Origin of the sequence: Kutzneria sp. NPDC051319 (assembly GCF_040682195.1) — a bacterium.
Taxonomy (GTDB): Bacteria; Actinomycetota; Actinomycetes; order Mycobacteriales; family Pseudonocardiaceae; genus Kutzneria.
In genome coordinates this window covers 48989-65567 of record NZ_JBFBAM010000054.1, presented here as the reverse complement: position 1 = coordinate 65567, position 16579 = coordinate 48989, and the positions used below count along the sequence as shown (strand labels likewise).

General features: G+C 68.2%; 12 protein-coding genes and 1 pseudogene. 9 read left to right on the top strand and 4 right to left on the bottom strand.

The features are described from left to right. Positions 1-810: IS30 family transposase (locus AB0M73_RS36010; RefSeq protein WP_363900618.1), on the top strand; the 810-nt coding region annotated here is incomplete at its 5' end. A 68-nt stretch (positions 811-878) separates the two neighbouring features. On the opposite strand, the pseudogene AB0M73_RS36005 reads toward AB0M73_RS36010, so the two are convergent. Together AB0M73_RS36005 and AB0M73_RS36000 are read right to left on the bottom strand one after the other, a co-directional pair. Further along, positions 879-1046 (bottom strand): annotated as a pseudogene (locus AB0M73_RS36005) (integrase); the annotation flags it as partial. A gap of 124 nt (positions 1047-1170) precedes the next feature. Continuing rightward, entirely contained in the window at positions 1171-1497 is a 327-nt protein-coding gene (locus AB0M73_RS36000) for a hypothetical protein (RefSeq protein ID WP_363900615.1), read from the bottom strand. A gap of 220 nt (positions 1498-1717) precedes the next feature. Between AB0M73_RS36000 and AB0M73_RS35995 the strand changes: the two genes are divergently transcribed. Next, positions 1718-2260 carry a GNAT family N-acetyltransferase gene (locus tag AB0M73_RS35995; protein ID WP_363900612.1) on the top strand — a complete coding sequence of 181 codons (543 nt, stop codon included), beginning with the start codon at positions 1718-1720 and terminating at the stop codon, positions 2258-2260. A gap of 166 nt (positions 2261-2426) precedes the next feature. Here AB0M73_RS35995 and AB0M73_RS35990 read toward each other — a convergent pair whose 3' ends face one another. Continuing rightward, positions 2427-4964: a glycoside hydrolase family 3 C-terminal domain-containing protein gene (locus AB0M73_RS35990; RefSeq protein ID WP_363900609.1), complete on the bottom strand. Its 2538-nt coding sequence runs from the start codon at positions 4962-4964 to the stop codon at positions 2427-2429. Positions 4965-5682: 718 nt separating this feature from the next. Here AB0M73_RS35990 and AB0M73_RS35985 point away from each other — a divergent pair. The 7 genes from AB0M73_RS35985 to AB0M73_RS35955 all read left to right on the top strand — a co-directional run bounded on the left by AB0M73_RS35985 (position 5683) and on the right by AB0M73_RS35955 (position 14440). Continuing rightward, positions 5683-6741, top strand: a complete 1059-nt coding sequence (locus AB0M73_RS35985) for a LacI family DNA-binding transcriptional regulator (RefSeq protein ID WP_363900606.1) — start codon at positions 5683-5685, stop codon at positions 6739-6741. Positions 6742-6846: 105 nt separating this feature from the next. After that, positions 6847-8202: an extracellular solute-binding protein gene (locus AB0M73_RS35980; protein ID WP_363900603.1), complete on the top strand. Its 1356-nt coding sequence runs from the start codon at positions 6847-6849 to the stop codon at positions 8200-8202. Then, entirely contained in the window at positions 8199-9080 is an 882-nt protein-coding gene (locus AB0M73_RS35975; protein WP_363900600.1) for a sugar ABC transporter permease, read from the top strand. The genes AB0M73_RS35980 and AB0M73_RS35975 overlap by 4 nt, the downstream gene beginning before the upstream one ends. A 92-nt stretch (positions 9081-9172) precedes the next feature. After that, positions 9173-9991, top strand: a complete 819-nt coding sequence (locus AB0M73_RS35970) for a carbohydrate ABC transporter permease (protein WP_363900630.1) — start codon at positions 9173-9175, stop codon at positions 9989-9991. 23 nt (positions 9992-10014) lie between these two features. Next, positions 10015-12105, top strand: coding sequence for a beta-galactosidase (locus AB0M73_RS35965; RefSeq protein WP_363900597.1), 2091 nt, complete (start codon positions 10015-10017; stop codon positions 12103-12105). A 10-nt stretch (positions 12106-12115) separates the two neighbouring features. After that, positions 12116-13867 (top strand): RICIN domain-containing protein, encoded by a 1752-nt coding sequence (locus AB0M73_RS35960; protein WP_363900594.1) that lies wholly within the window; start codon positions 12116-12118, stop codon positions 13865-13867. A 57-nt stretch (positions 13868-13924) separates the two neighbouring features. Then, a complete protein-coding gene (locus AB0M73_RS35955; RefSeq protein WP_363900591.1) occupies positions 13925-14440 on the top strand; it encodes a nuclear transport factor 2 family protein in 516 nt (171 codons plus the stop codon). On the opposite strand, the gene AB0M73_RS35950 is transcribed toward AB0M73_RS35955, so the two are convergent. After that, on the bottom strand, positions 14424-16571 hold the full coding sequence (locus AB0M73_RS35950) for a hypothetical protein (protein WP_363900588.1): 2148 nt from the start codon (positions 16569-16571) through the stop codon (positions 14424-14426). The two genes, AB0M73_RS35955 and AB0M73_RS35950, sit on opposite strands and share 17 nt — an antisense overlap. Between the last annotated feature and the right edge of the window lie 8 nt (positions 16572-16579).

Sequence of the window (16579 nt, the reverse complement as noted above, 5' to 3'; positions counted from 1 at the left end):
GCCCGTCGGCCACGACCGAAACCCAGCAAGATCGCCGCCAACCCAGGCCTGCGCCAGGCCGTCCAGGACGGGCTGGACCTGCGGTGGAGCCCGGAGCAGATCGTGCGACGCTTGCGTCGGGATTTTCCCGACCAGCCAGGGATGCACGTGACCCACGAGACGATCTACCAGGCCCTCTACGTCCAAGGCCGCGGCGAACTGCGCCGTGAGCTGGCCGTCGCGCTACGCACTGGCCGGGCGCTGCGCCGTCCTCGCCGTCAGGCCCAGCAGCGCACACCTCGCATGGCCACGGCGATGGTCATGATCAGCGAACGCCCGGCCGAGGCCGCCGACCGGAACGTGCCCGGTCATTGGGAAGGCGACCTGATCATCGGCAAGGACAACAAGTCCGCCATCGGCACGCTGGTCGAGCGCGCCACCCGCTACGTGATGCTGGTCCACCTGCCGACCGGGCGCACGCCGGACAAGGTCCGCGACGCGCTCATCGACACCATCAGCGGCTTGCCCGTACACCTGCGGCGCTCGCTGACCTGGGACCAGGGCAGCGAGATGCATCTGCATCACCAGTTCAGCCTGGCCACCGACATGCCGGTCTACTTCTGCGACCCGCACTCACCCTGGCAGCGCGGCAGCAACGAGAACACCAACGGCTTGCTACGCCAGTACTTCCCCAAGGGCACGGACCTGTCCGTGCACAGCCGCGAACACCTCGACGCGGTCGCGGTCCAGCTCAACGGCCGCCCACGCAAAACGCTCGGCTGGGACACCCCAGCCGAGCGCTTGGCTAAGCTCCTGGCCGACGCCAGATAGCTACTTGTGTTGCAACGATCCCTAGAAACCGCCACGTGCGTGGGGGCCTCTGACCAGCAGCAATGCCACTACAGACTGTCGTCGAGTTTGCCGGCGATCCGGCTGTTGGCGACATCGTGCTCGCCGTCCAGGCACTTGGCGTACACCGTCAGGAGCACTGCCACCGTGTGGCCCGCCCGCTTGGCGACTTCCTCCGGAGGCACACCCGCCGCCAACCAGGTGGACACCGCGGCGTGGCCCCTGCGTGTCAGGGTGAGTTGAGTCCAGTGGTTCACAGCAAACCGGCCTGACGCAGGGCGAGAATCGGACTATCTGGGAGCGAACCGTCCTGGCGTCAGACTTGGCTGAGGGAAAGGAAAGTCACCAGTTGCCGGCCGCGCAGTCAGCGACGATCTGATCGACAATAGTTACTGGAACAGACACAGCCACGTCCCATGTCTCATCGTCCTCGCCAACCAGGATGGTCACTGTGTCATCGTCGATCGCCCAATGCACCCCTGAACCCGCACACTCCCCGATGTGAAGGCATCGCCGAGCCGTCCAGTCGGTGCCTCGGATGGCGTCGAGCCCGCTCAACTCCTCCCGGCTAGCACGAAGGTTCAACTGCCACGTCGAGGCCTGCACCTTGACTGCCACCATGTCTGAGCCGTCGGGCTCTGTGATGAGTTCGAACGTTACGTCGATCACGGGGTCATTCTTCCAGCGACCACCTTGCAGGTCAGCGCTTGGCCCGTTGGTGTCCCCGTGCACGCGGACTCATCAGCAGCAACGTCTCACGAGGCACCAAGCTCGTGGTCGATATCTACACACCTGGTCATCCATGCTCCACGTGCCAAAACGTTCCTCAGTCAGTCGCGCGCTCTCGGCCAGCCTCTCTCTGATCGACCTCTAGATAACCGGTGGCCCCATGCAGTTTCTCCCGACCACCTTTGTCCAGTACTCCCCACCGATCCCGGCCGGTGGCGTCACGCCAGCCACCCCCTACGACCCGGCCGACGCCATCTACGCCGCAGCGAGCATGCTGTGCGCCAACGGCGCCCGGGGCGGCCGCGACGTCCACGCCGCCGTCTTCAGCTACAACCACCTCCCACGAGTGGCCGCGTCGGCTGTTGAGGGGATCACCCACATAAGTCGGGCTCTACATCGGCGGCGATTTCATGATCGACGCGCCCGACGTCGGCCAACGCGTGAAATCCGAACTGCCAACCTCGGGTACCGGGTCGCGCGGCAGGTCGCCGGCCGCGGCGTGGCGACCAAGTCCGTCCGGGAGCTGTGCCGGATTGCGGCGACGCGGCACGGACTGCGCGCACTGCGGGCGGCCACCTCCCACGACGACGCGGCGTCCCACAAGGGGAACACCGGGTCTTCTCGGCAAAGTTCGTCACCAACCTCGGGCGCACGCTGGCGAGCGGTCGGAAACCTCGGACTGCGTCACGCGGATCGCGCCTGATGGGTGGCAGATCGCCGGTTTCCACTGGCGGTCCGGCGATGGGGTGGACAAGGTCGGTTTCCTCTACACCCAGCGTTGAGTGCGGGTGGACGCCCAGTTTCGCCGTGTGAAGCACGCGCTCTTGGGAGGGACGCCGGCCGCGCCCGCAGCCGGCGTCGCGGTGACGTCAGGCGGCCGCGAAGGTGAGCGTTGTGAGCCGAAGGCCGGCGCGCGCGAACACGACGTAGAGATCGCAGCGATCGGGCAGCGTCGGTAGATCCGCCGCCAGGGCGGTGGATTCGCCGTTCGCTGTGGGTGGGATGGTGAGCATCGAGAGCACCGGGCCATCGTGTGCGTCGGCATGCAGTCGGATGGTGACCGGCCGGTCGCCGGGGTTCGAAGCGGTCACACCCCAGGCTCGCGCGCCGGCGGTCGAGCAGCGAAGGAATCCCAGCCACGCTTCCGGTCGGGTGGGAGAGATGACAGGGCACATGTCGACGTCCGTCTCCACGATGGCGATCCCGGCCGACACCTCGGCCGAACTGGCTCGGAGGGCGCCGTCGGCCAACGTCCGGCCGCGGACAATGCGGCCGTGCACGGTGATGGCCGCAGTGGCGACAAGATCCTCCGACGATCGTCCGACAGAGATCTCGTGCGTGCCGCTCTCGACCGTCCAGCTATGCGTGAGAACGTCCCAGAAGGCGAGATCGGACGCGCGCAGTCGAAAGGTGACGGTGCGGCTGGACTGTGGCGGCACAACGATCTTCTGGAAGTCGCGCAACTGCTTGTTCGGTTGGGTCACCGCGGAGTCGAGTTGGCGGGTGTAGAGCTGCACGACTTCGGCGCACTCGCGGAAACCCGTGTTGCGGACCAGGATCGAGATCGCCAGTTCGCCGTCATCGCGCAGATGTGATCCGCTGAGCCGCAGCGGTCCATAGGCGAACGTGGTGTAGGTGAGTCCGTGTCCGAAGGGGTACAACGGTTTGCGGTGCGTGTACATGTAGGTCCACTGGCCGGCTATGGTGTCGCGGTCGAGTTCGGCGGTCACGTCCGCGTCGGATCGGTACCACGTCTGCGGCAGCCGGCCGGCCGGCGGTTTCTCGCCCAACAGAACTTCGGTCATCGCGCTTCGAGCGGGGAGGCCACCTGGCACTGTCCACAGGATCGCCGGTAGGTGGTTGTCCTCCCAGTCCAGGGCATAGGGGTGGGTGCTGAACACTGTGAGCGCGCTGTTCGCGTTGGCGGCGCGGACTTCGCGAACCAGCCGCTGCTGTTGGGCCGGCAGGTTCAACGTCGACCGGACGTCGCCCCGACTGTCCTCCGCCGTAGGCTCGTCGCCCACAGCCAACACCACGACGTCGGCGTTCCTGGCCAGCTCCGCGCCACGGGTGGCGCCGTCCACCAGCGTGACCCAGTGCAGCGGGGTGGCCCGCGAGCGGTCGGTCGTCGTCGAGATCGTGTGGTCGGCGTTGTCGACGGTGAGGTACACGCCGACCGTCGGCTTGCCGGCCAGCAGCGTGCCGTCGGGCTGTCGCTCGGCGGCCATGCGCAGGCTGCTCGCCCGCAGCTCGTAGTGGCCGGGCCGCCACTCGATCATGTCGAACTCGAAGTCGAGCCGGACACCGGTCTCGGCCACGATGAGCCGGACCCGGTCGGCCCCGTTGTCGTGCTGGACATCCACGACGCGTTTGCCCAGTTCTTCGGCGAGTTCGCCGCAGTGCGGCCCGACCACGGCCACCCGTAGGCCGGCGCTCGTCAACAACGGCAGCAATCCGTCGTTGCGGAGCAACACGATCGACTCCCGTGCGGCCTGCCGGGCCAGCGACCGGTGTGCCCGGCGGTCGAAGCGGGCGGCAGGTCCCTCGGGCCGCGCCAGCCGTGATCGAAGCGCCAGGATCCGCCGGGCGGCAAGGGTGATTCGTTGCTCGGCCACCGCGCCGACCAGACGCGCCGTGACCAGTTCCCGGTCGACGTCCCAAGGCCCGAGGAAGCCGTCGGCGTCCATCCGCATCGCCTCGGTCGCCGCGCCCCGCGCCGGCGGCGACTGGGTTTCGAACCACACCACGGTGTCCTCGTCGCTCCAAGCGCGGATGATCTCCCGAATCAGGAACGTGGCCGTGCCGGGCGCGGCGCCGAAGCGTTCCAGGGCCAGCACGGCGCCGGCCGGGCCGCCCAGCTCGAAGCACGCCCGGTAGATGGTCAGCTGGTGTTCGTGGATCAGGCGAAGGTTGAACGACTCACGCGGGTTCGTGTCGGCGGTCTCTCCCCACCAGAGCACCGGCGCGACGCGGAGCCGGCCCGCGTCCGGTCCGCGCAGCCCCACCGTGTGCAAGGCGGAAAGCTTGGCGCAGAGCAACGGGTCCTCGGCGTAGCGGTGCTCATTTCGACCGAGCCGGGGATCCTCGATCGGGACGGCGACGGGCATCTCCCGGATGAGTCCGGCGCCGGCCGCCCGGATCTCGTCGGCGACGGCTGCGCCGACCTGCAGGGCCAGTTGCGGATTCCAACTGCTCCCCAGTCCGAGTGGAACGGGAAAGGACGTGGACACGTCTTCGGTGAGTGGGTGAACGGTGAATTCCGCGGCAGGCAGACCGAGTCGTTCGGCGGCGGGTTGCGTCTGCCCGAGCAGAGCGATCTTGCCTTGCAGGCTCAGCCGGGCCAGCTCGAGATCGACCCTGTGACGATCGACGGAAAGATCATCATGAAGCTGGCGTGCGGAGTGCACCGACATCCCCCCAGTACTACGTCGCCGATCCGATCGGACGGCGGCCTTCAATCATGTGGAGCAGCAGTGTTTACGCTGGACGCGGCGCGGTCAAGACCGTCCGCCATCGAACGTGTCGAACTTTCGTGTTTTCCCCCGGAGGTACGAACCCGCAGGTGTGTGCCGGTGGGAGCGTCCGGGTGGGCCGATGTGCGTCGCGCTCGACCGGTGTGTCGCCGCGCGCGGAATCAGTTGTCGAGGATTCGACTCCGACGCGCCGTCCGCCATTCGTCGAATCCCGCCGATGGACCAGGTGGGCGTGGGATCGGTGGACCGCGGCACAATTGGGCTGCGACAGTGCGATGGGTCGACGGCATTCCAGGAGGCGGAACGCTCAGCAGGGAAAGCCCTTTCATGCACAAGACCCCCTGCGATTCGCACCCCCACGGTGGCGAGGTTCTCCTCCAACCAGCCGAACACCGGCGGGGTGAAGTCCTGTCCGCACTCCGGGCGCACCATCGGCCGAAAGCTCAGCAGCCTGGGCACGTCACCAGTTTCGTTCACCGTGTCGGCGCCCGGGCAAGGGTCTCTTCGTGACCGGGGTCGGCGGGGCGCGAGCGTCCCGCCGACATTGCGAACGGGTTTCTAGCACTTGACGGTCGACGTCTGACTGCGTAGACATGACTACGCAGTCAGGCTTCTGACCTGTACCGATACTGTCGAACGTGCGGGAGACGTCATGGTGCGAGTGGCCCGGGACGGCGATGGCCACGCGCCGGTGCGCAGCGTGGACGTGGCGCGGCTGGCCCAGGTCTCGCAGAAGACGGTGTCGCGGGTCTTCAACGACGAGCAGTACGTGTCCGAGGAGGTGCGCCGCCGCGTGCTGGCGGCTGCCGACCGGCTCGGGTACCGGCTGAACAACGCGGCGCGGGTACTGGCCTCGGGCCGCACCCGGTCCATCGGCGTCGTCACCTTGGGCACCGCGATGTACGGACCCGCCTCGCTGCTGATGGGGGTCGAGCGCGCGGTACGGGACGCTGGGTACACCCTTCGGGTGGCCACCACGGCGGAAGGCGACCCCGGGGGCGTGGCCGGTGCCGTGGAGGCCCTGCTCGACCAGGGGGTGGACGGAATCGTCGCCTCGGAACCGATCGACGAGGGCACTGGTTCCGTCCGGGTCGACGTGCCGGTGCTCGTGCTCGGCGCGCCGCCGGTCTTCACCGCCCCGCGCGTGGTGACGGCCGGCGTCGATGCCTGCCTGCTGGCCCAAGCGGCCACCGAGCATCTGCTCGATCTGGGCCACGAAACGGTGCATCACCTGGCCGGTCCGCGCCGGTGGTTCTCCGCTCGTGACCGGATTGACGGCTGGCGCACCGCGCTACGGGCACACGGCAGCCGGGAGCCCACGGTCCTCGAAGGTGACTGGTCGGCTGCGTCGGGCTACACCGCCGGCCGCGAATTAGCCCGGGACAACACGGTCACCGCGGTGTTCGCGGCCAACGACGACATGGCCATCGGTCTGATCCGAGCGCTGCTCGAAGCCGGCCTGAGAGTGCCGGAGGACGTCAGCGTGGTCGGGTTCGACGACATCCCGCTGGCCGGCTACGTCACGCCGCCGCTGACCACCGTGCGCCAGCCGTTCGACGCCGTGGCCCGCGAAGGCCTGAAGTTGTTGGTGCACGCGATAGAACAGCCGGACGCCCCCGTCGCGTCCGCGGTCGAACCGCCGGTCGAGCTCCTCGTCCGCCGATCGACCGCACCGCCCGGACCGCCGCGCCGAGCGGATCGAACCGAATAGCCCGACGAGCCGGCCGAGAACCTCGGGGCGCACCGGCTTCCTCAATCCCCGCACACGCCGCCGCCAGGTGTGTCGATCGCGCCTGCCCATGACGGGAGTACCACCATGTCCCCACGTTCGTTGAACCGCAGAGCTTTTCTTGCCGCGGCCGGCGCCGTGTCGCTCGGCGCGACGCTGGCCGCCTGTGGCGGCGATGCCGGCAGCGCACAGTCGGTCGACCAGTCCGATGTGGACAAGGCGCTGGCCACGCCGACCGAGCTGACGTTCTGGACCTGGCTACCCAACATCGACCGGGAAGTCGCGCTGTTCCAGAAGAAGTACCCCGCGATCAAGGTCAACGTGGTCAACGCCGGCCAGGGCACGCCGCAGTACACGAAGCTGCGGACCGCGCTGCAGGCCGGCGCCGGGGCGCCGGACGTGGTGCAGATCGAGTACCAGTACATCCCGACCTTCACCATCACCGACAGCCTGCTCGACCTGCGGCCCTACGGCGCTGCCGCGCTCAAGAGCCAGTTCGTCGACTGGACGTGGGGGCAGGTCACCGGGGCCGGCGGTGAGGTCTGGGCGATGCCGCAGGACACCGGCCCGATGGGTCTGCTGTACCGGCAGGACATCTTCGACCAGCACGGCATCCAGGTGCCCAAGACCTGGGACGAGTTCGCCGACGCCGCGCACAAGCTGCACGCCGCCGACCCGAACGTCTACCTGACCAACATGGCCGCGAACCAGGCCGCGGCCTGGCACGGACTGCTCTGGCAGGCCGGGGCCAAGCCTTACGTGAGCACCGGCAAAAGTGACATAGCCATTAGTGTTAGCGATAACATCGGCAAGCGGCTCGGAGCCTACTGGGGTGGGCTGGCCCGCGACGGGGTCATCGGCACCGAGCCGGACTTCACCGACGCCTGGTACGCGGCGCTGAACAACGGCAAGTACGCCACCTGGATCACCGCCGCCTGGGGGCCGGTCTTCCTGTCCGGCTCGGCCAAGGCCACGGCGGGAAAGTGGCGGGCCGCCCCGCTGCCGCAGTGGGACGCCGCCGCGCCTAGCTCGGGCAACTGGGGCGGCTCCACCACCGCGGTGATCAAGACGACCAAGAACCCGATCACCGCCGCGATGTTCGCCAAGTTCCTCAACACCGATCCGCAGACCACGAAGATGTTCGCCACCGAGCAGTTCCTCTTTCCTGCGACCAAGGCGGTGCTGGCCGACCCGGCCGTCGCCGGCGACAAGCCCGCCTTCTACGGCGGCCAGACCGTCAACCAGGTGTTCGCCGATATCGGCAACACCGTCAGCTCCTCGTTCCAGTGGCCGCCGTTCCTGGACCAGGTGGTCACCGACTGGACGGAGACGGTCGGCAAGTCGTTGGCCGACAAGACCGACACCGTGGCCGCGCTCGACCAGTGGCAGTCGCGGATCACGGCATTCGCCAAGAACCAGGGTTTCACGGTCGGTGGGAAATGAGGGCGGTCACCATGGGACCGCGCCGGGCCGGAGCGATGTTCGTCGCCCCGTTCCTGGCGCTGTTCCTGTTGCTGTTCCTCGCCCCGCTCGGCTACGCCGCCTACCTCAGCCTGTTCCAGCACCGGCTGATCGGCGGCACGGTGTTCGTCGGGCTGGACAACTACCTCAAAGCCGTCACCGATCCGGTGTTCCTGCGCGGCATCGCCCGCGTCGCCACGTTCTTCGTGATCCAGGTGCCGGTGATGCTCGTGCTGGCCCTGGTGTTCGCGCTGGCTCTGGACAGCGGCCTGCTGCGGCTGGCGCGGGTGGTGCGGCTCGGCATTTTCGTGCCGTACGCGGTGCCGAGCGTGGTCGCCGCGCTGATGTGGGGCTACCTCTACGGCCCGGACTACGGGCCGTTCGCCCAACTGGGCCGGCTGCTGCGCCTGCCGGCGCCGGACTTCCTCGGTGGCAGCTGGTTGCTGGGCAGCCTGGCCAACGTCGTGACGTGGGAGTTCGTCGGCTACAACATGATCATCCTGTACGCGGCGCTGCGCACTATCTCGCCCGACCTGTACGAGGCGGCCGCGGTGGACGGCGCGGGGGCCTGGCGGATCGCTTGGTCGGTCAAGCTACCGGCGCTGCGACCGGCGCTGGTGCTGACGCTGCTGTTCTCGGTGATCGGCAGCTTCCAGCTGTTCAACGAGCCGAAACTGTTGCAGCCACTGGCTCCCTCGGTGATCGACAGCGGCTACACGGCCAACCTCTACGCCTACTCGCTCGCCTTCACCGGGCAGCAGGTCAACTACGCGGCCACCGTGTCGTTCCTGCTGGGCCTGGTGATCGTGGCGGTGTCGTACGGCTTCCTACTCGCCTCGAACCGTAGGAGGGCAGTGTGACCGCCACGATCTCCGCCCCGCCGCGCACCTCGGTCGACATCCCGGTGCCCGCGCGCGGCCGTAACCGTCGCAGCACCCCGCTGACCATCGCGATGTTCGCGGCGCTGGCCTACTTCCTGCTGCCGCTGGTCTGGCTGCTCATCTCGTCGACGAAGAACACCCAGGACCTGTTCACCACCTTCGGGCTCTGGTTCTCGCGTTCCCCGCAGCTGCTGGCCAACGTCGAGGCGACCGTGACCCACGACGGCGGCGTGTTCCTGCGCTGGCTGCTCAACACCGTGCTGTACGCGGCCGTGAGCGCGATCGGTGCCGCGCTGCTGGCCGCGGCGGCGGGCTACGGCTTCGCCAAGTTCCGGTTCCGTGGCGACAGCGCGTGGTTCAACCTCGTGGTCGGCGCGGTCATGGTGCCGACCACCGCGCTGGCCATCCCCACGTACCTGCTGTTCGCGCAGGTGGGCCTGGTCGACACGCCATGGGCGGTGATCCTGCCGTCGCTGGTCAACCCGTTCGGCTTGTTCCTGATGCGGGTCTACGCCCAGGATGCCGTGCCCGACCACGTGATCGAGGCGGCTCGCATCGACGGCGCGGGGGAGTGGCGGATCTTCGGGCAGATCGCGTTGCGGCTGCTGGCGCCCGGGTTGGTGACGGTCGTGCTGTTCACGCTCGTCGCCACCTGGAACAACTACTTCCTGCCGCTGATCATGCTCAACGACCCGAAGCTGTATCCGGTGACGGTGGGGCTGGCCTCCTGGGCGGCCCAGGCGCAGAACGGCGGGGCCGGCGCCAGCGGCGAGATGCTGCCGCTGGTCGTCACCGGATCTCTGCTGTCGATCGTGCCCCTCGTCGTCGCTTTCCTGCTGCTGCAACGGTACTGGCAGAGCGGCCTGGCCGCCGGCAGCGTGAAGCAGTGACTCACCCACTGGGAGGCTCAGCCATGGCGGTGCTACCCGACCGCGTCCTGTTCGGCGCCGCGTACTACCACGAGTACCAGCCGTCCGACCGGCTCAAGACCGATCTCGACCTGATGGTCGAGGCCCGGTTCAGCGTGATCAGGGTCGGCGAGTCGGTCTGGTCGACGTGGGAGCCGGAGAACGGCCGGTTCGACCTCGACTGGCTGCAGCCGGTGCTGGACGGCGCCCACGAACGCAGGATCTCCGTCATCCTCGGCACGCCGACCTACGCCGTACCGCCGTGGCTGGCCCGCCAGTACCCGGAGATCGCGGGGGAGCGGGCCACCGGGCAGCGCATCGGCTGGGGCGCCCGGCAGGAGGTGGATTTCACCCACCCGGCGTTCCGGTTTCACGCCGAGCGGGTGGTCCGCCAGATCCTCGGCCGGCACGCCGCGCACCCGGCAGTGATCGGATTCCAGGTGGACAACGAGCCCGGCCCGGAGCTGCTGCACAACCACGGCGTGTTCCAGCGGTTCGTCGACCACCTGCGGGACACCTACGGCGACGTCGAGACCCTGAACCGCGAGTGGGGCCTGGTCTACTGGTCGCACCGCCTGTCCACCTGGGCCGACCTGTGGACGCCCGACAACAATGCCCAGCCGCAGTACGACGTGGCCTGGCGGGCGTTCCAGGCCCGTCAGGTCAACGAGTTCATCGCCTGGCAGGCGGACATCGTCCGTGAGTACGCGCGCCCTGAGCAGTTCGTCACCACCTGCATCTCCTACACCCGGCGGGCGATCGAGGACGACCAGCTCACGGACTGCCTCGACATCGCGGCCGGCAACCCGTACTACGACATGCAGGACGGCCTGGAGCTGCCCGATTCCACGCCGGACGGGCACGAGCAGAAATGGAAGACCACCGGGGTCTGGTCGCTGTACGAGACCGCCGACCAGATGTACTCCTCGCGCCAGGAGCCGTTCCTGGTCACCGAGACCAACGCCGGCAGCATCGGCTTTCCGTGGGACAACCGCCCCGGCTATGACGGCCAGTGGCGGCAAGCCGCTTGGGCACTTGTTTCCCGCGGCGCGCGGATGATCGAGTACTGGCACTGGCACACGCTGCACTTCGGCACCGAGACCTACTGGGGTGGTGTCCTGCCGCACAGCGGCGTGCCCGGCCGCACCTACGCGGAGCTGGCCCGGCTGGGTGCTGAGTTCGAGACAGCCGGCCCGCTGATGGCCGGCATCGAGCCGGACGCCGACATCACGATGGTCTACTCCACGGCCAGCAAATGGCTCATGGAGAAGTACCCTCCACTGTCCACAGCGGACGGTGGTCTGGATTCGACTGCGTACCACCGGTTCTTCGACCCGTTCTACCGCGGCGCGTTCGACGCCGGCCTACAGGTGCGCATCGTGCATGCCCGGCAGTTGCCTGACCTCACCCCGGAACAGCATCCCGTGCTGATCGTCCCCGCGCTGTACGTCGTCGATGACGCCACCATCGACTGGCTCGAGTCGTACGCCCACGCGGGTGGACACCTCGTGCTCGGTGCGCGGACGGCCTACGCCGACCACGAGGCGCGAGCACGCAACGAGGTCGCGCCGGCCCGTCTGGTCGAGGCGGCGGGAGTGCACTACGACGAGTTCAGCAACCTGGCCCGCGACATTCCCGTGCGTGGCACCGGGATGGCCCTGCCCGACGGTGCGGCCGCCACCCGCTGGATCGATGGTCTCAACGTCACCGACGCCTACGTCCTCGTCGAGTACGACCATCCGCACTTCGGGCGGTGGCCGGCGGTGACGACCCGCCGTCACGGCAAAGGGCAGGTCACCTACGTCGGCACCGTGCCCGATCGCAAGCTGGCCCGCGCGCTGGCGGCCTGGCTGGCGCCGGCGCCGCGCAGCGGCTGGCCGACGCTCCCCGAATCCGTGACGGTGTCGACCGGAACCTCCCCGGACGGCCGACGCGTCCACGTGGTGCACAACTGGAGCTGGTCACCGGCCGGCGTCAGTGTGCCCATCGACCTGGCGGATGCCTTCGACGGCACCGTTTTCCGCACCGGCCAGGCATTACGCCTCGGCGCGTGGGACGTTCGTGTTCTCGTCGGCGCGGCCCCTACGACGAAGTAGAGAGGCATCGATGTTCCCTGCCAACAGATCCGCCCGGGTGGCGCTGCTGATCGCCGTCGCCCTGGTGCTGGCGGTCTGCGCCCCCGCGCAGGCCCAGACCAGTTCCGTGCAGACCGTGTTCACGCCAACCGCGGCCGCTGGCTACGTCAACCCGGGCGTGATGTATGCGCGGGCGCTCACCTTGCAGCACAACGGCTCGGCCAACGGAACCATGCTGAGCACGTTCGAGGTGTATACCAACTCGACGCCGTACTTCCCGGTGTACCAGAGCACCGACGGCGGACACAGCTGGTCCTACCTGTCCAGGGTCACCGACACCGTGAACGGCTTCGGCATGCGGTGGAACCCGCAGATCTACGAACTGCCGGCGGCGCTGGGCAAGCTGCCGGCCGGCACGCTGCTGGAGTCCGGGCTGTCGGTGCCGGCTGACCGCTCGTCGACCGAGATCCTGTTGTACGCCAGCACGGACCGGGGGAAGTCCTGGAAGCTGCTGAGCTCGGTGGCCAAGGGCGGCCCGGCGTGGGTGGACGACCCCAACACGCCGATCTGGGAGCCGTTCCTGCTGATGAACAACGGCAAGCTCATCGTCTACTACTCCGACCAGCGGCAGAACTCCGTGCACTCGCAGAAACTCGTGCACCAGACCAGCACGGACGGCGTGCACTGGCGGCCGGTGGTCGACGATGTCGCTTACGCCGCGCAGAGTGCCCGCCCCGGCATGGCCACGGTCGCGCCGATCGGTGGCGGCCGCTGGATCATGACCTACGAGTACTGCGGCGCCCCGGCCGGCAGTTGTCCGGCGTACTACCGGATCGCCACCGATCCGGAGAAGTTCGCCGCCGCCGACGACCACCAGATCGTGCTCAACGACGGCACGAAGCCGTGCTGCCAGCCGTACGTGGTCTGGACACCCAGCGGCGGCCCGAACGGCACCATCGTGGTCACCACCGGCGGCCAGACCGTGCTGGCGATCAACACGGCCGGCGGCGATCCCACCGCCTGGCGCGCGCAGGCCTCCAACGCCCCCGGCGGCTACAGCCGCTCGCTGATGCTCATGCCCGACGGCAACACCGTCATGACGCTGACCGGCGGCTTCCACGACAGCAACTACCTCAACCAGGTGCAGTACGCGTTCGACCACATCGCGCCGGGCATCTCCTCCGGCGCGACCTACACGCTGACCAACGGCCGCACCACCCTGACCTCGCCGATCACCCGCCAGCCCGACGGCTACTTCCGGCTGAAGGACTCGCAGGAGTGGTCGATCGTCCAGCAGACCGACGGCAGCTACACGCTGACCAGCCGCCGCAACGGGGACAGTTCCCCACAGTGGACACTCACCCAGACCGCGCTGCCCGACCTCACCACCGGTGATTTCACCCTGCAGAACGACTTCGGCAAGTACCTGGAGATCCCGGCCGGCTCCACCGCGGCCGGCACACAGGCCGACCAGTGGTGGTACGCCAACCAGCCCTGGCACCTGTGGCACTTCGCCACCGCGACCGGCGGCTACCGGATCGTCAACGCCCAGTCCGGGCTCGCGCTCACCGACAACGGCTCGATCACGCAGACGGCGGTCGGGGGCGACAACCAGGTCTGGACGCTGGTGCCGCACGGCAACCGGTACCTGGTCAAGAACGTCAGCACCGGACGGTTCCTGACCATCACCCAGAGCGTGCCGACCGATCTGGCCAAGGCGTTGTCCTGGAACGAGATCGACACACCGGACCAGTACTGGACGGTCCGACGGATCAACAACTGAGCAGCACTCGGGTGGCGGCGCGTCCATGTGCCGCCATCCGGACTTCTTCTGCGGCCTATGGTGTGGAAATCGGCCCCGAACCGGATCATCGCGGTCGACGGGCAGTTCGTGCAGGGTTGCGCCGACGAGGTCGTGTCGTACGCGCACAGCCTTGGTAAGCCGCTGGACCGGTTGATCGTCACGCACGTCGGGTTCCCGCCGGCCGGCACCTACCGCACGCCCGAGGGCATCACGGCCAACGTGATGGCGACACTGGCGCAGAAATGGGAAGACTGGACCGCGCACGACGACGCCTACGTCGTCGACGGCGAGAACGTCGTCGTGCTGGCCCGCTACACCGCCGTGCACAAGGCCACCGGAAAGCCGCCGAACACGTCCGGGTGGCCCATCACTTCGTCGCTCGCGGCGGGCTCATCGTCCGGTTCGAGCAGTTCGTCGACACCGCACTGGTGCGAGCGGCCATGGCCGGCCGCGACTAGATGTGGCGGGGGCCGGGAACCCTGCACCAGATTCCCGACCCCCTGTTCGCCGACCCGACCGCCGCTGGGCCGACGAGTCATGACACGGCGATGACCGCGTTGTGGTCGCCGCCGGGCGAGACGCTGACTGTGAACAGATGGGTGGACGCGTTGTAGGACACCGCGCCGGCGGTGCCGTCGGTCGCGGTCACCTGCGGGGCCGACGGGGCATAACCGTGTAGAGTGACCGACTTCTCGCTGGCCGCGAACGTCACGGTGGCGTGCACCGTGCCGTTGTCGGACAGCTGCGAGACGCGCTTGCCGCCCAGCGACACGAACTTGCCGGCGTCGCCGAGGAAGGCGATCCCGGACTGGCCGACCGGCGCGACCACGTAGTACGAGCCGGAGCTGACCGTGTCGGTGAAGGTGCCGCCGGCCGGCACGACCTTGCCGGCGCCGGTGAAGTAGTTGTACACGTAGGTCGCGCCGCCGACACCCTGGCTGTTCGGGCTGAAGCTGACCGACTGGGAGCCGTTGTTGCGGGCGTAGGCGAAGACGTAGCCGTCGCGCAGTCCATTGTGGTCGGAGTAGGTGCCGGCCACCATCGGCGCGCTGGAGTTGTGGGCCACCGCCGGGTAAACGGAGTCCAGCGGCACCAGCGAGGCGTCTGGTTTGACGATGACGCCGTCGCCGCGAACCGACTTGGCCAGGTTCGACACGCTCTCCTTGCCGATCGCGTCGCCCACGCCGACCATGCCGCCGGACAGCGTGGACAGCACGAGGTTGTTGGTCTCGGTGCTCATGAACACGTCGGTCCACGGCCATTCGCCGAGCGCGCTGGCCATCCGCGAGTCGAACAGGAACGTGTCCCACTTGCTGCGGTCGAAGCGGTCCAGGTTGACCCGGGTGGTCTGGAGGTTCTGGTACTGCGTGCCCTGGAGCTCGTTCCACGGCAGGGCCATGCAGTACTGGAGGGTGATGTTGTCCGCGGCGGCCGAGTGCGCCATGTTGCCGAGGAAGGCGTTGGGGTCGTTGAGGTTGTAGTGCGGCTGGGCGTTGGCGGACAGCCAGTCCTGCTCGTAGGTGACGACGCCGGAGCTGGCCAGGTAGCTCATGGTGCTGTTCCAGAAGGACGAGTCCGTGACCACGTCGCCGGACATCGAGTACTGCTGGCGGTAGGGGCTGGACGGGTCGATCCAGCGGGCGTGCGTGATCAGCGGCAGGTTGAGCTGGTGCTGGAACGCGGCGAGCCCGCCCGGGAACAGGTCCGAAGCCGCGCGGTAGGTGTACTCGCCGCCCCGGTTGGTTCCGTTGCCCTGCCAGCTGTTCGACGATCCCTTCGGATACCACCAGCTGTCCAACTGCATGTAGCCCAGTGGAATCCCGCGTGCGGCGAAGTCCTGGGCGACCGAGGTCAGCGTGCCGGCATACCCCTTGGACGTGTCGTACTTGTAGTAGTAGGTGGCGCCGTTGTCGGTCCAGTAGCCGAGCTTGTTGAGCGTCGCGTTGGCGTCATTGGGGATCGGGTGCTTGCCGCCCAGCGCCATCAGCGCCGAGCCCCAGTTGGTGTAGGTGTCGTTGACGCCGTTGCCGAAGGTGAGCACCGTGCGGTGGGTGAAGTTTGCCGGCAGCGTCGACACGCCGGACACGATGCCGGCGGCCAGGGTGTTGCTGCTGCTGCGGGTCAGGTTGGCGACCGCGAAGTTGTCGGCCGCGGACATCAGGTAGCCGTGGTTCTGGGTGTCGAAGGTCAGCAGCGGGCTGTCGTGGGCCACCGAGCCGTTGAACTGGTACGGCGCCCAGGCCGCGTCCTGGAAGGACTCGTGGTAGGACAGCGCCGGCGCGTTCAGCGTCGGGAACGCGGTGCCGGTGTTCGCGGTCGAGGACTGGTTGGTCGAGCTGAACAGCACCACCGGCGTGTTCTGGTAGACGCGGATGCTCGCCGTGCGGCGCACGCTGTCGGTGTAGGCGAAGTCCACCTCCTGGTACGCCCCGACGGCGTCGCTGCCGGAGGCGCTGCTCTGGCTGGTGACCGGGTGGCCGACGCTGCCGGTGAACGTCCACGCGGCGGGCTGGGTGGTGTGGATCTGGTAGCTGCCGTCGGCGGCGACGGTCGCGGTGATCCCGGAGGCGGCGATCGTGGCCGGCGCTGTCTGCGCGCTGGCGGTGCCGCCGGTCCACGCGATGCCGGTGACGAGTAACGCGGCCATTGGAATGGCGATCCGCGGCGGTGTTCGCTTGTTCATCAGGGGCG

Bases quoted from the DNA above. Each gene is read 5' to 3' on its own strand.
- AB0M73_RS35950 (WP_363900588.1), bottom strand. From the start codon at position 16,571: ATGAACAAGCGAACACCGCCGCGGATCGCCATTCCAATGGCCGCGTTA.
- AB0M73_RS35995 (WP_363900612.1), top strand. From the start codon at position 1,718: ATGCAGTTTCTCCCGACCACCTTTGTCCAGTACTCCCCACCGATCCCG.
- AB0M73_RS35980 (WP_363900603.1), top strand. From the start codon at position 6,847: ATGTCCCCACGTTCGTTGAACCGCAGAGCTTTTCTTGCCGCGGCCGGC.
- AB0M73_RS35970 (WP_363900630.1), top strand. From the start codon at position 9,173: ATGTTCGCGGCGCTGGCCTACTTCCTGCTGCCGCTGGTCTGGCTGCTC.
- AB0M73_RS35960 (WP_363900594.1), top strand. From the start codon at position 12,116: ATGTTCCCTGCCAACAGATCCGCCCGGGTGGCGCTGCTGATCGCCGTC.
- AB0M73_RS35975 (WP_363900600.1), top strand. From the start codon at position 8,199: ATGAGGGCGGTCACCATGGGACCGCGCCGGGCCGGAGCGATGTTCGTC.
- AB0M73_RS35955 (WP_363900591.1), top strand. From the start codon at position 13,925: ATGGTGTGGAAATCGGCCCCGAACCGGATCATCGCGGTCGACGGGCAG.
- AB0M73_RS35965 (WP_363900597.1), top strand. From the start codon at position 10,015: ATGGCGGTGCTACCCGACCGCGTCCTGTTCGGCGCCGCGTACTACCAC.
- AB0M73_RS35985 (WP_363900606.1), top strand. From the start codon at position 5,683: ATGGTGCGAGTGGCCCGGGACGGCGATGGCCACGCGCCGGTGCGCAGC.